Origin of the sequence: Shinella sp. 838 (genome assembly GCF_029623935.1) — a bacterium.
Lineage (GTDB): Bacteria > Pseudomonadota > Alphaproteobacteria > Rhizobiales > Rhizobiaceae > Shinella.
This window is the reverse complement of sequence record NZ_JARSBQ010000007.1, coordinates 258,345-271,798: the sequence shown is the minus strand read 5'-3', so window position 1 is coordinate 271,798 and position 13,454 is coordinate 258,345. Positions and strand designations below refer to the sequence as shown.

The window sequence follows — 13,454 nt, the reverse complement described above, 5'->3', positions numbered from 1 at the left end:
CCTGAAATGACCGGCTATCTCGCCCTTTTTGTCGCGGCGTTCGTTGCCGCGACCGTGTTTCCCGAGCAATCCGAGGCCGTTCTCGTCGGGCTCATCTTTGGGGACCGCTATCCCGTCTCCGCGCTTGTCGCCGTTGCGTCGATCGGCAACACGCTTGGCTCGGTTGTGAACTGGTTCCTTGGCCGGGGCATCGAAAGCCTCAAGGACCGACGCTGGTTTCCTGTTCGGGTAGACACTCTGGCGCGGGCACAGTCCTGGTATCAACGCTACGGGAAGTGGTCCCTGTTCGGAAGTTGGCTTCCCGTCGTCGGCGATGCGATCACTGTGGTCGCCGGGATCATGAGGGAGCCGCTCCTGGTCTTCGTTCTGCTGGTCGGCCTCGCCAAGACAGCCCGCTACGCTATCCTTGCCGCCATAACGATCGGGATTGTTTGAATGTGGGCCTGGATCATCGGTTTCCAGAGGGATATCTACCTCGCCTTCGCGGGGCATATCCGCAGCTTCGCCGAGGGCGGGAGCCTTGTGGCGTTCCTCGCTTTCCTGCCCATGGGGATAGCCTTCGGCGCCGTCCACGCGATGACGCCCGGCCATAGCAAGGCGCTTCTCGCGACCTACCTCGCCGGTTCCTCCGCAGGCGCCTGGCGGGCGCTACTGACGTCGATGGCGTTGTCTCTGACCCATGTGTTCATGTCGGTGGCGATCGTCCTGCTCTCGCTTCCGCTGGTCAACGTGATGTTCGGCGGCAATGGCCCCGGATCGGCACCTGTTCTCGAAAACCTCAGCCGCGGATTGCTCGGGGTGATCGGTCTCTGGATGATCTGGCGCGCGCTGTCTCGCCATACGCACGCCCATCACCACCGGGAGGGTCTCACCTTCGGGTTTATGGCGGGGCTGATCCCTTGTCCGCTAACCCTGTTCATCATGAACTACGCCGTCCTGCATAAGGTCGTTCCCGTCGGCATCCTGTTTGCGGTGTCCATGATGCTCGGCATCACGCTGACGCTGGGCACGGTCGCCCTTGCGTCGGTGCTCTTCCGGAAACAGGTGGGTCATTTGTTGGAGCGACAACCGCGGCTGTTCGGATTTATGTCGAAAACCCTTGAGGTCCTCGCGGGGCTGGTCCTGCTCGCTGTCGCGGCCACCGAACTATTGAAGTGAGCTTGACCACGATTGCCTGCCCTTGACATCACCGGGCCGCGGTGCAAATTCTCGCGCATGGGGTAGCGATCGCCCCACGAGGCCACGGCCGAAGAATCGCGTCCTTTGAACCCGAGAAACCGGAGGGACGCGCTATGCCGTCATTTCTTGAAATCACACCCGAAAAACTCAACCGCATCATCGGCACGCCGAACGCGCCGACGATTATCGACGTCCGCAACGACGAGGACTTCGCTGCCGATCCCCGCCTCATACCCGGATCGGTACGGCGCGATTACCGCGTTGTGACGGACTGGGCCGAAGACCTCACAGGGCCATCGGTCGTCCTCTGCCAGAAAGGCCAAAAGCTCGGCCACGGCGTTGCCGCGCATCTTCGTGCGGTCGGAAAGGCCGCCGAGGTTCTCGAAGGCGGCTTCGAGGCCTGGCGTGCATCGAGGGCCGCCCTTGTCCCCGAAGAAAAGCTGCCGCCGCGCGATGGCCGGGGGAGAACGGTCTGGGTTACGCGCTCCCGGCCGAAGATCGACCGCATTGCCTGTCCTTGGCTGATCCGGCGCTTCGTCGATCCGTCGGCGGTCTTCCTGTTTGTACCTGCCGCCGAAGTATCGGCTGTTGCCGACCGCTTCAGCGCCACGCCCTTCGACATTGAGGACGTCTACTGGAGCCATCGCGGCGCGCTTTGCACCTTCGACGTCATGATCGAGGAATTCGGCCTCGGGACCGACCCCATGCTCCGCCTCGCGACCATCATCCGGGGAGCCGATACGGCCAGGCCGGACCTTGCCCCCGAGGTGGCGGGACTGCTCGCGGCATCGCTCGGCTTGTCGCGCATGTTCAACGACGATCTAGAACAGCTCGCCGCGGGCATGACGCTCTACGACGCCTTCTACCGCTGGTGCCGTGACGCGACCGAGGAGACACACAACTGGCCCAACCCGAGGAAGGCATGAACATCATGACCGACCTCGCAAAGGCCAACGCCCGCCTGGATGCGGGTGCAGGCGACATCGTTCCTCTTTCTGAAGCCGTGAAGGTGTGGGCGCGCGTGGCGGCGCTCAGCTTCGGAGGCCCGGCCGGCCAGATCGCCGTCATGCACCGCATCGTCGTCGACGAGAAGCGCTGGGTTGGCGAGCACCGTTTCCTGCATGCGCTCAATTATTGCATGCTGCTGCCGGGACCGGAGGCCCACCAGCTTGCCATCTATATCGGCTGGCTCCTCAACAAGACCAAGGGTGGCATGATCGCCGGCCTGCTGTTCGTCCTGCCGGGGTTCCTGTCCATCCTGGCGCTCAGCTACATCTATGTGATCTTCGGCGACGTCACCGCGATCGAGGGCATGTTCTTCGGGTTGAAATGCGCGGTCCTTGCCGTCGTCGTTCAGGCGGTCTTCCGCATCGGCGGCAGGGCCCTGAAAAACAACGTCATGGTCGCCATGGCGGCGGCGGCGTTCGTCGCGATCTTTTTCCTGCAGGTTCCCTTTCCGCTGATCATCATCGCGGCCGGGCTTATCGGCTACGGCGGAGGACGGGCGGGGCTTGCCACGTTCAAGGCGGGCGGCGGGCACAAGTCGGAATCGGGCAAGATACTTGAAGACAGGGATTCCGTCCTCGGCGAGGACATCCCGCCTCATGCCAGGCCCAACCTCGCTTGGTCGCTCAAAATCGCCGGCGCCCTGGCAGCACTCTGGCTCATCCCCGTTGCGGCGCTGATCCTGGTGCTCGGCTGGGACAACGTGTTCTCGAAGATCGGCCTGTTCTTCAGCCAGATGGCCGTGGTGACCTTCGGCGGCGCCTACGCCGTGCTCGCCTATGTCGCCCAGGCCGCGGTGGAAAACTACGGGTGGGTTCGACCGGGGGAAATGCTCGACGGCCTTGGCATGGCCGAGACGACGCCCGGGCCGCTGATCATGGTGACGCAGTTCGTCGGCTTTCTCGCGGGCTATCGCGATCCGGGGGCGCTGTCTCCGCTGGCGGCGGCGACGCTGGGCGCGATCCTGACGACCTGGGTAACCTTCCTGCCGAGTTTCCTCTGGATATTCGCGGGCGCGCCTTTCATCGAGAAAATGCGCGGCAACGTCGCGCTCGGCGGTGCGATGTCGGCGATCACAGCGGCGGTCGTCGGGGTCATTCTCAACCTCGCAGTCTGGTTCGGGCTTCACGTGCTGTTCGCCGAGGTCGACCCTGTCGTTATTGGTCCGCTCACGCTGGACATGCCCGTCCTCGGATCGCTGCTCTTGCCGTCGCTGGTGCTAACCCTGCTGGCGGGGGTCGCCATCTTTCGGCTGAAGCTATCGGTGATAACGGTCCTGGGAATATCGGCCGCGCTCGGGATTGGGTGGCGGTTGATGTTGTAGGTGAAAGTGCTGCTATGGGCGGGGCGCCAGTTCGCTCATTCAACTCCTTGAAGCACAATCCTGGAGATCTTTTGAAGATCGGCATGATGCCGCGGCACACCGCGGCATCTTCAGTCGAGATAATCAGAGCTTGTCGAGGAACGACAATAGCGTGTCATCTGCCCTAAATCGGCGGAAAGTGGCTCCCTCGAATGGCTGGACCTTCGCGAGCGCCGCTTCCTTGATGGCGAGATGGGCATGAAGATATGGCTGCGTTGAGCGCGTAAATTCGTGTCCAAGCCATAGCGATATCACCGTCGTGTCGACGCCCGCACCCAACAGCTCCATGGCAGCACTGTGTCGCAAGACGTGCGGGGAGACACGTTTTGCCCGCAAGGAAGGGCAGCGCTCGGCGGCCTTCGAGACGTACTTCGACAAAAGATACTGCACCGCATCGGCGCTCATCCGAGAACCATGAACGGTCGGGAACAGTACGTCGCTGTTGCGCCGTCGCGGCTCCTCGATCCAGCCTTTGAGTGTTCCGTTCAAAAGCTTCGTGATCGGCGTGACGCACTCCTTCCTCCCCTTCCCGAAACACCGGACCTGACCGCCGGCTCCGAGCGTGACCGCGCTGCGATCGAGTCCTACAAGCTCGGACAGCCGCATTCCGGTCCGAACGGCAGTAAGCAGCAGCGCATGGTCGCGCCGGCCAACCCATGAATGTCGGTCGGGCGCTGCCAGGATGGCTTCGATCTCGCTTCGGACAAGGAATTGAACTTCCCGCTTCGAGCCGATCTTGCCAGGAATGGCCAGAACCCGCTGTATCTGTTCGCTGTAGGTTGGCTCCTCAAAGGCCAGATAGCGAAAAAATGCCCGGATGGCGGTGAGCCTGAGGTTATGGGTCGTCGGGCTGACGCGACGTTCCAGATCGAAATCGTCAAGAAACGCGACCACGAGGTCAGCATTGAACGCATCGAGGCACAGGTTCGAAGGGGAAAGGCCGGTCCGGCGATGAGCAAACTTCAGGAAGAGTTTGAAGGTATCTCGATAGGCGGCGACCGTATGCGGGCTGGCGTTTCGCTGACGTATGAGGCGGTGGGTGAAGAAGCGTTCAATCAGGCGGGGAAGGAGGTTGGTCATGCGTTCGCCTCCCAGCTTGCTTCGAGCCGCAGCTTCGCGTGATTGAGCAGAGCCGGATGCGCCGACAAGTACCAATAGGTGTCCCGAACATGAGTGTGTCCCAGATACGCCGTGAGCTGGGGCAGCGTACGCTCGACATCTTCTCCCTGTTCATACCAGTTCAGCAGGGTGCGTACTGCGAAGGTATGCCGAAGATCATGAATCCGTGGTCCTTGCCGTACATTGGGCTCACGCAATCCAGCTCGCCGCGTCCAGACGACGAAGGCGTCGCAGGTATTCCAATGGTTAAGGGCGCGGCCGTGAACACCTGTGAAAAAGCGCGTGCCAGCGCGTCGCGCCGGGCTGACATCACGCTCGGTTGCGTAGCAGGCAAGGGCTTCTTTCGTGGTGGGATGCAAGGGCACCATGCGGCTCTTTCCGAACTTGGCCTGTCGGATCGTCAAAACGCCGGCATCAAGATCCAAATCGTCTCGCTCCAGCAGGAAGGCTTCCGAGAAACGCAGACCGGCTGATGCGATCAGACCGAAAAAGCAATGGAGCGTGCGACCACGCAGGCTTTTTGGATGCAAGACGAGCATCGTCGCGAGGAGGTCCGAAATCTGATCGTCCGAATAGATGTAGGGTCGTGGTCGACGATGGGGTGGGAAAATCCCGGATGGCGGTCCTTCTGTCTTGGGCTCGACCACAGCGAGGTGGCGCGCAAAGGAACGGATTGTTGATATGCGCGGTGACCAACTTGCGGGTCCGCATTGATGACCTGCCCATTCCACCGCGAGCTTCGACGTGATGTGTGATTCCCCGCGTACCCGAGCATACTCGACAAAATTGCCAAGTCGCCTTTCCTGGGTCGCCAACCGATATCCTAGAGAGCGACGCAAGGACAGGTATTGTTCGAGGGCTTCCTTAAGATCTGGCATAGCACTGCTCCCAGCCAAGGCCGCGACAGAGAACGCAGTCCCTCCAGATCCACCTTTGCGTAGATACGCGTCGTGTCGGGTTCCATGTGGCGAAGTACCTGCCCGACTTCGGTCAGGCTGGCTCCTGCTCGTATCGCGATGGTCGCAAATGTGTGCCTGAATACGTGCGTATGTTGCGACCGCAGCCCCGAAACCCCCGCGCGCTTCAGCGCTCGTCCGGCGATAAGTGATACGGTCGAAGCGGACCGGAAAGGGGTACTGGGCGTCTCGACCCTATGACAGATGGTTCTACCTGCCGAAGGCCGGCGTCCGTTCAGGATGTAGTCCGAAATTGCTTCTCCAACCTCTTGTCGCAGAGGCATGGATGCGATCCGTCCGCACTTTCCCTTCACTCGGAGTAATCCCGCCCGCCAATCGATGTCGTCAAGCGTGAGCAATGCTGCCTCACCGGCGCGCAACCCAAGACGTGCGAGCAGCAAAAGGACTGCATAGTCCCGACGACCAGCGATGGTTGTTCGATCACACGCCATTCAGACGCGTTCCAACTGCTCCGGAGTCAGGAATGTCGGCAGCGTTCTCAGGCGGATGTTCCTCGCGCCCGGAATTGCTCGAGCGAGATCTTCCTCTGTCAGCCCGACCGTCTGCAGAAATCGAAGCAGGCAGCGCAGCCGCGAGCACATTATGTTGACAGTGCTGCTGCTGTAACCGTCGATGCCATCGGCAAGGTACTCGCGGACGTCATTGAGTGTGATGTGAGAAATGCCAGCGCTCTTGTCCCAAGTTGATTCCAGGAACCGACGGCCGAACCAAACGTGGGATGCGATCGATCGCATCGCATAACCCCTCCGACGCAGGCTTGCTGCATATGAGGCTAAAGTGTCACCGATTGGATCATCGGGCACTGGAGGCCGGGATAAAATGCCCGCCTCCAATAACATCGCCTGCAAGCGTTGGAGGGCACGACGCTCACCGTTCCGCAGCGTACCTGCGGCGGTGCTTTCGTTGAGGAATTTGTCGATATTGTAGTGGTCGAGGCGATCGTGTCCCCGGACGTGGTGTAGCTTGGACGACCACGGCTCATCCCGGAGGGCCGGATGAGTATCAGCTTGCTGCTGGCAAGCTGATCAGCGGATCATCGCTCATTGTGGCGATGGTTTCCAGTGTCATGTAGCGGGACCGCTGGACGGCCCATTCATCGTTCTGTTCGAGGAGCAAGGCACCCGCCAGTCTGACGATGGCATCGTCGTTAGGGAAGATGCCGACGACCTCTGTCCGCCGCTTGATCTCGCCGTTGAGACGCTCGATCGGGTTTGTAACCGGTATGACGGTGGCGGTGCCTTCCGACCCGGCTGCAGTTTTCGAAACTGCGGCGTATGGTGAGACCATCCGGGACAGGGGCACCGGGAGCACGTGAAGTGCGGGCAGGCCGATATATTCGATGAGCTGAGAGCTCGTGTTAGTAGCTGGCCGCCCCTGCGACCTGCCCGGTTGCGCCGAGAGCGCGGATCCGTAGGTGTCGTGTCGCCCGCCGCTCCCGTTTCCTAACCAGGAAGGAGGAGCCGATGAGGCGGGTGATTGGAATGGACATCCATCGCACCTTTGCGGAGGTGGTGTTCTGGGAAGAAGGAAGACTGCGACACCACGGTCGGGTCGACATGACGCGATCGGGCCTGGAAGGGTTCGGCCGCAGCCTTGAAGGCAATGAAGAGATCGTCGTCGAAGCGACCGGCAACACGATGTCGGTTGTCAGGGTGCTGTCGCCCTTCGCGGCACGCGTGATTGTCGCCAACCCGATGCAAGTAAAGGCGATCGCTCATGCGCGGATCAAGACCGACAAGATCGACGCCGGCGTTCTGGCGCAACTTCAGGCGAGCGGCTTTCTGCCGGAAGTCTGGGTGCCGGATGAAAGGACCGAAAGACTGCGGCGGCTTGTCGCCCGCCGTAGTCAAGTTGTTCGGCATCGAACACGCGTGAAGAACGAGGTGCATGCGATCCTTCAGGCTCATCTCGTGCCGAAGTGCCCGCATGCCGATCTGTTCAACAAGCGCGGTCGGGACTGGCTTTCAAGACAGGAGGTGCCCGACGACGAACGGACGGCGATCACCCGCCACGTGCGCGAGATCGACCGTCTCGCTGACGACCTTGCCGATCTGGACGGTGACATCGCGAAAGACACGGTAGACGATGCCGATGTCCAGCGGCTTTTGACGATTGCCGGGGTCAATGCCGTGGTCGCCGCCGGCATTGTGGCTGCGATTGGCGATATCTCTCGCTTCAGCGAGCCGCAGAAGCTTGTGAGCTATTTTGGCCTCAATCCCCGGGTTCGACAGTCCGGCCTCGGCCTCGCCCAATATGGCCGGATCAGTAAACACGGGCGCTCGCATGCCCGGGGCCTGCTGGTGGAGGCCGCCTGGGCCGCCTCGAAAGCGCCAGGTCCGCTGCGGGCGTTCTTCCTGCGCATCCGCAATCGGCGTGGTCATCAAGTCGCTGCTGTCGCAACTGCCCGCAAACTTGTGGTTCTGATCTGGCACCTCCTGATCAAGAAGCAGGATTATCTCTGGCTGCGCCCTTCGCTCGTCGCCGCCAAACGGAGACAGCTCGAACTGAAGGCCGGTGCGCCGTCAGAAAAGGGTAAGGGCCGGCGTGGCGCGGCCTACGCCTACAATCTCAAGGACCTGAGAACCCGAGAACGGGAGGGATCGGAGCGGGCAGAGAAAGCCTATGAGCAAATGGTGCGGCACTGGCGCACACAGGGGACAAGGCCAAAAGGGCGCACGGACGCCAAAAGCGAGGAACGACAATGATGGCGGCGTGGCGGCACTTGCATCCTCGAGTGCCGCTCTTGGCCACGTGGTCGTCCGTGCAGGAGAAAAATAGCAGATGATTTGAAGAAACGCTTGTCGATGTCATCCGTCGAATGAAGCTTGGCCCAATGCTGTTTGGGAAAGGTCATGTAGGCGAGCACATCCTGTTCGGCGCTATCCATCAGCGTGGCGAGTTTCGGCACCTTCGGCCTGATCTGGTCGGCGACATTGCGCCACTGAGTGCTGGCAGCCTCCTCTGTGTCTTGGGCGAAGGCCGTGGCGATGAAGGCGGAGACGACGCGCCGACCGCTCTTTCCGGCATGGGCGAGCGCATTGCGCATGAAGTGAACACGGCACCTCTGCCAGGTCGCGCAGAGCACCTTCGATACTGCGGCCTTGAAGCCCTCATGCGCATCGGAGACGACGAGCTTGACGCCGCGCAGTCCCCGTCTGGTCAGCTTTCGAAGAAACTCAGTCCAGATCGCCTCGGCCTCGGACGTGCCGATTTCCATGCCGAGCACCTCGCGTCGGCCGTCGGTGTTCACACCTACTGCGATGATGACAGCGACAGAGACGATGCGCCCGCCGCGCCGGACCTTGAGGTAGGTCGCATCGATCCAAAGGTAGGGCCATTCCCCTTCGATGGGCCTGTCGAGAAAGGCCTTCACCTTCTCGTCGATCTCCTCGCAGAGCCGCGACACCTGGCTCTTGGAGATGCCCGACATGCCCATGGCCTTGACGAGATCATCGACGGATCGGGTTGACACACCTTGGATGTAGGCCTCCTGGATCACCGCCGTCAGGGCCTTCTCTGCCATGCGGCGTGGTTCGAGAAAGCTCGGGAAATAGCTGCCGGTGCGAAGCTTCGGAATGCGCAGCTCGACGGTGCCAGCCCGTGTCTCCCAGTCCCGATCGCGGTAACCGTTGCGCTGGGCAAGTCGGAAGCCGTTCTTCTCGCCATAACCCGCGCCCGTCTTTGTGCCGACCTCCAGCGCCATCAACTTCTCCGCAGCAAAGCCGATCATCTCCCGCAGCAAATCGGCGTCGGCGCTCTTCTCAACGAGTGAGCGCAAGTTCATCATGTCGTCGGTCATCGGTGGTGTCCCTCAGGTTGGCTCTAAGCAACCCGACCCTACCGGAAATCACCGATGGCTATGAATTCCAGCTACACCACTCCATGGGACACGATCGTCGAGGCGCTTCGGATTGCCTTCGGCGCCGTGATCCTTCCAAAGGAGGAATGCGCTGATCACCCGAAGGGCAGAGCATATGCTTCTGGCAGCATATCCCTCCGTCTTCATCGCCTCGATCAGGGATGCAACACACGCTCGATGCGCCCAGTCTTCGATCGGCCATCTGAGGCTGGTCTTCTTCAGTAGAGTGGCAGTCATGGATACCTCCGCTATCTTGCTGTCGCGGGGGCTATGCTATTATGCCGAGACTACGATCCCGACCTACCGGAAATCCCGGGCTTTGGGGAACGGGCTCGGCATAGTCTCAGGCTCGGGATAAGTGCCCGACCTCCTAATCAACCGGATGAAGGTGAAGGCCGGAATTCTCATTAGCCGATGTAGTTTGTAGAGGCGGCGAACCTCATCTTAGGCTGGGGTACGCCTCCAGCCTAATGGTTGTGCCAGCCAAGATCGGTGTAGGTGAAATCGTCGCCCTTGTAGGCAATTCGAGCTCGATAAGCCCGTGCGCAGGCGTAGGTGAAACAGTCGCCAATGTTCAACTTGGCAGGATGGTTTAGGATCTTACCGAACTGCTGCGCGGCATCGAGGGCCATGGTGCCCACGTCATCGGAAATCATTGCTTCCTTGCAGTCCAGGTCGGCTATGAACTGCTCGACAAGGCGACGTGCGTTTCCCATCATTTCGGAGGTAGCCGGTTTGTCTCGTCCAGAAGCCTCAGAAAGCCGACGCGCAAGTGACAAGGTCGCCTCCATGCGCACGACGGCCGAGACGTAGTAGGGGCCGCCGTCGTGCTCAAGCCGATCGATCAAGGCAGCGGCATCTTCTTCCTCGGAGAGAATCGCCACGACAACGGAGGCATCAATAAAGAGCATCAGTCTTCGCCCCACATCTCATCGGTTTCCCGTTTGTGATCCCCGGGTGCAAAGGGTCCAGCTTCGCGGGCCATGGCAAGGGACTTTGCAAGCCGGTCACGGAGCGGCAAAGCGGCACGGCGTCTTGCAATCTCGTGTTTCAGAGCATCTTTGACCGCATCGACCTTGCTGGATTTGGTGATGCTGATAAGCTCTTGCGTGAGCCGGTCGACCTCGGGGTCTTTGATATAGAGCGGCATGGAGCATATCCTTTTGAGGATACTATAATATCCTATTTTCATATCCTCAATAGCCCCGTGCGTAACGCGCCATTTTCCGAACCGTGTCGATGGCGCGGGCGTCGGGAATGGGAAAGGGGAGCGGCGACGGAAGAGGGAGAGAGGGGCGGAGGGGCGGCGGCGTGTTGAGAGGCTGGAGAGAGGCTCCGGTCGCTCGCCATGGAGCCGCACCAAGCGTCACAATCCGAATGTGGATGCCGTGCGTCAACGAATTGCACCCAAAGACGTAGCCGGCGATATCGATTGCCCGCGCTTTCCCGTCGATCTCCATCCTTCATTCGATTTCAGCACGTCTTGAGCAAGGCGCAACCGCCGCCATCGGCGTTTCGGGCGGCAAGGACACAGCCAGTGCGTCGATCACGGAAGTCCATGCGCCGACCGCCATCACGCGGCAGCAGATGGCGATCTGGCTGAACAGGTCCATGCGAGACGCCAGCAGCGACGTGGGCGCTGGCGGCAGACGGTGAGGGTGGCGGGCCGGAAAAAGAGGGAGAGGTGGGAAGGGGCGTTCGTGGCGGATTGAGGTGGCTGGAGAGAGGCTCCGGCCGGTCCGCCGCGGAGAATTGACATGGCACAGGCCATTCAGAAAATCGTGCTCAACGTCGGGCGCGATATCCCCTTCAACAAGCTCGTCCTCAGCCAGCAGAACGTGCGCAAGACCAAGGCCGGCGTCTCTATCGAGGAACTTGCCGACGACATCGCTCGCCGCGGGCTGCTGACCAGCATCAACGTGCGCGCGGAACTTGACGCCGAGGGCAAGGAGACCGGCATCTATCGCATTCCTGCCGGCGGCCGTCGTTACCGTGCGCTGAAGCTGCTGGTCGATCGGAAGCAAATGACGAAGACCACGGGCGTTCCCTGCATCGTTAGCGAAGGCGCAACGCTCGAAGCCGAGGATTCGCTCGCCGAAAACGTCAAGCGCACCGAACTTCATCCGCTGGACGAGTTTCGCGCGATGATGGTTTTGCGCGAGCAGGGGCTCGACGAGGAGGAGATCGCCGCTCGCTTCCACATCTCGGTTGCAACGGTGAAGCAGCGCCTCCGCCTGGCCTCGGTGTCGCCCCGCCTGCTCGAACTCTATGGCGATGACCAGATGAAACTCGGCCAAGTCATGGCGTTTTCGATCACCAAGGATCATGCCCGGCAGGAGCAGGTCTGGGAGACGGTTTCGCGCACGCAAAACACCGACCCCTTTTATATCCGCCGGCTGCTCACCGAAACGGCGATCCGCGCGAGCGATCGCCGTGCGGTCTATGTCGGCATCGAAGCCTATGAGGCCGCCGGCGGCATTGTCATGCGTGATCTCTTCGAGCAGGACAACGGCGGATGGCTCCAGGATCCGGCGCTGCTCGAACAGCTCGTATTGGAGAAGCTGACGGCTGATGCCGAAGCGCTGAAGACCGACGAGGGCTGGAAGTGGGTCGACTCCGCCATCGACTTCCATTTCGGCCACGCAGCCGGCCTTCGCCGCTTTTACGGAAAGCAGCCGGAGCTCACCGAGGAGGAGCTGACGCTTCATGACGCCCTGACGGCAGAATTCGAAAAGCTCAACGCAGAATACGAAGCTGCCGACGACTATTCGGCGGAGACGGAAGCGCATCTCGAGGATCTCGGCGCCCAGCTGACGGCGCTGAAGGAGCGACCCTTTATCCTCGATCCCGAGGATGTCGCTCGCGGCGGCGCCTTCATCTCGCTGGCCGGCAACGGCGAAGTCAGAATCGAGCGCGGCTTCGTCCGGCCGGAAGACGAACCCGTCGTCGACGCGGAAGAAGGCGATAGTGACGAGCAGGATGGTGACGATGGCGATGATGGCGACGAGGCCGCCGCGGAAGGTAGTGGTGTGACGATCAACGGCAAGCCCGTTGGTGTCGAGGAACCGGACGAGGACGACGGCAAGATCCGGCCGCTGTCTGAACGCCTCATCGAGGACCTGACCGCCGCCCGCACGCTTGCGCTCAGGAATGCGCTCGCCAATGAGCCGATGATGGCCTTCATCACCGTGCTGCACCTGCTCGTGCTGAACACCTTCTATCACTTCCGCACGGCATCTTGCCTGGAAATCACGGTGCAGCATTCGGTCTCGACCAAGACGCAGGGCCTTTCCGACACGGTCTGGGCGAAGGAGATCGAACAGCGCCAGGAGAACTGGGGACACGATCTCCCTGGCGACGCCGATGCGGTTTGGGCCTATCTGATCGCCCTCGATCATGACAGCCGGATGGCGCTGTTTGCGCATTGCGCGTCGACGTCGCTGAACGCCACGATCCAGCAATGGAACCGCCGGACCAGGGAAAACCAGCATGCCGTGCAGCTGGCCCAGACGATCGGGTTCGGCATGGTGGGTGCGGGCTGGACGCCGACGGTCGAGAACTATCTGGGCCGCGTGACCAAGGCGCACATCCTGCAGGCCGTTCGCGAAGCAAAGGGCGATCAGTCGGTCCAGCTTATCGATCACCTGAAGAAGCAGGACATGGCGCGCGAAGCAGCCCGGCTGCTCGACGGTAGCGGATGGCTCCCCGAAGTGTTGCGCTATCCCGCCGACGAAGTCGCTGAGGAGGTCGGGACTGCCGAGACGAACGATGCGGTGACCGTCGACGACGAGGACGTCGGAGCCGGCGACGTCGTGCTGCCGGCCTTCCTGACTGACGAGCTGGATGGCGAGCAGACTGCCGCCGACGCTGATGACGATCACGGCGGGCATCTCGAGGCCGCGGAATAAATCCTCGGACCAACAACGATCGATCCAAGGCCCGGCCCTCGCGC

13 protein-coding genes and 2 pseudogenes are annotated in these 13,454 nt (G+C 61.3%); 6 read left to right on the top strand and 9 right to left on the bottom strand.

Annotated elements, in window-relative coordinates:
- Positions 1-6 precede the first annotated feature (6 nt).
- The 4 genes from P9A16_RS21495 (at position 7) to chrA (ending at position 3,508) form a co-directional block, all read left to right on the top strand.
- The gene (locus P9A16_RS21495) at positions 7-435 is read left to right on the top strand and encodes a YqaA family protein (RefSeq protein WP_023517169.1); all 429 of its coding nucleotides are present in this window, start codon (positions 7-9) and stop codon (positions 433-435) included.
- Complete coding sequence (locus tag P9A16_RS21490; protein ID WP_024271609.1) at positions 436-1,158, top strand: HoxN/HupN/NixA family nickel/cobalt transporter; 723 nt, start codon at positions 436-438, stop codon at positions 1,156-1,158.
- Between the two features lie 134 nt (positions 1,159-1,292).
- A complete protein-coding gene (locus P9A16_RS21485; RefSeq protein WP_024271608.1) occupies positions 1,293-2,105 on the top strand; it encodes a chromate resistance protein ChrB domain-containing protein in 813 nt (270 codons plus the stop codon).
- 5 nt (positions 2,106-2,110) lie between these two features.
- On the top strand, positions 2,111-3,508 hold the full coding sequence (gene chrA / locus P9A16_RS21480; RefSeq protein WP_037409614.1) for a chromate efflux transporter: 1,398 nt from the start codon (positions 2,111-2,113) through the stop codon (positions 3,506-3,508).
- Positions 3,509-3,631: 123 nt separating this feature from the next.
- Here chrA and P9A16_RS21475 read toward each other — a convergent pair whose 3' ends face one another.
- The 5 genes and pseudogenes from P9A16_RS21475 to P9A16_RS21460 all read right to left on the bottom strand — a co-directional run.
- Entirely contained in the window at positions 3,632-4,627 is a 996-nt protein-coding gene (locus tag P9A16_RS21475; RefSeq protein WP_024271607.1) for a tyrosine-type recombinase/integrase, read from the bottom strand.
- Entirely contained in the window at positions 4,624-5,481 is an 858-nt protein-coding gene (locus P9A16_RS21470) for a tyrosine-type recombinase/integrase (RefSeq protein WP_306414964.1), read from the bottom strand. The genes P9A16_RS21475 and P9A16_RS21470 overlap by 4 nt, the downstream gene beginning before the upstream one ends.
- Positions 5,482-5,489: 8 nt before the next feature.
- A complete protein-coding gene (locus P9A16_RS35800) occupies positions 5,490-6,074 on the bottom strand; it encodes a tyrosine-type recombinase/integrase (RefSeq protein WP_024271605.1) in 585 nt (194 codons plus the stop codon).
- The gene (locus tag P9A16_RS21465) at positions 6,075-6,377 is read right to left on the bottom strand and encodes a hypothetical protein (RefSeq protein WP_024271604.1); all 303 of its coding nucleotides are present in this window, start codon (positions 6,375-6,377) and stop codon (positions 6,075-6,077) included.
- 268 nt (positions 6,378-6,645) lie between these two features.
- A pseudogene (locus P9A16_RS21460) lies at positions 6,646-6,867 on the bottom strand (transposase); the annotation flags it as partial.
- Between the two features lie 257 nt (positions 6,868-7,124).
- Here P9A16_RS21460 and P9A16_RS21455 point away from each other — a divergent pair.
- Entirely contained in the window at positions 7,125-8,348 is a 1,224-nt protein-coding gene (locus P9A16_RS21455; RefSeq protein WP_156032115.1) for an IS110 family transposase, read from the top strand.
- Positions 8,349-8,440: 92 nt separating this feature from the next.
- Here the strand turns inward: P9A16_RS21455 and P9A16_RS21450 are convergent.
- The 4 genes and pseudogenes from P9A16_RS21450 to P9A16_RS21435 form a co-directional block, all read right to left on the bottom strand.
- Positions 8,441-9,442, bottom strand: a pseudogene (locus P9A16_RS21450) (IS256 family transposase); the annotation flags it as partial.
- A 527-nt stretch (positions 9,443-9,969) separates the two neighbouring features.
- On the bottom strand, positions 9,970-10,413 hold the full coding sequence (locus P9A16_RS21445) for a type II toxin-antitoxin system VapC family toxin (RefSeq protein WP_024271600.1): 444 nt from the start codon (positions 10,411-10,413) through the stop codon (positions 9,970-9,972).
- Positions 10,413-10,652: a type II toxin-antitoxin system VapB family antitoxin gene (locus tag P9A16_RS21440; RefSeq protein WP_024271599.1), complete on the bottom strand. Its 240-nt coding sequence runs from the start codon at positions 10,650-10,652 to the stop codon at positions 10,413-10,415. The genes P9A16_RS21445 and P9A16_RS21440 overlap by 1 nt, the downstream gene beginning before the upstream one ends.
- Positions 10,653-10,965: 313 nt before the next feature.
- Entirely contained in the window at positions 10,966-11,115 is a 150-nt protein-coding gene (locus P9A16_RS21435) for a hypothetical protein (protein ID WP_156032114.1), read from the bottom strand.
- A gap of 144 nt (positions 11,116-11,259) precedes the next feature.
- On the opposite strand from P9A16_RS21435, the gene P9A16_RS21430 reads away from it, so the two are divergent.
- Positions 11,260-13,410: a ParB/RepB/Spo0J family partition protein gene (locus P9A16_RS21430; RefSeq protein WP_024271598.1), complete on the top strand. Its 2,151-nt coding sequence runs from the start codon at positions 11,260-11,262 to the stop codon at positions 13,408-13,410.
- The last annotated feature ends 44 nt before the right edge of the window (positions 13,411-13,454 follow it).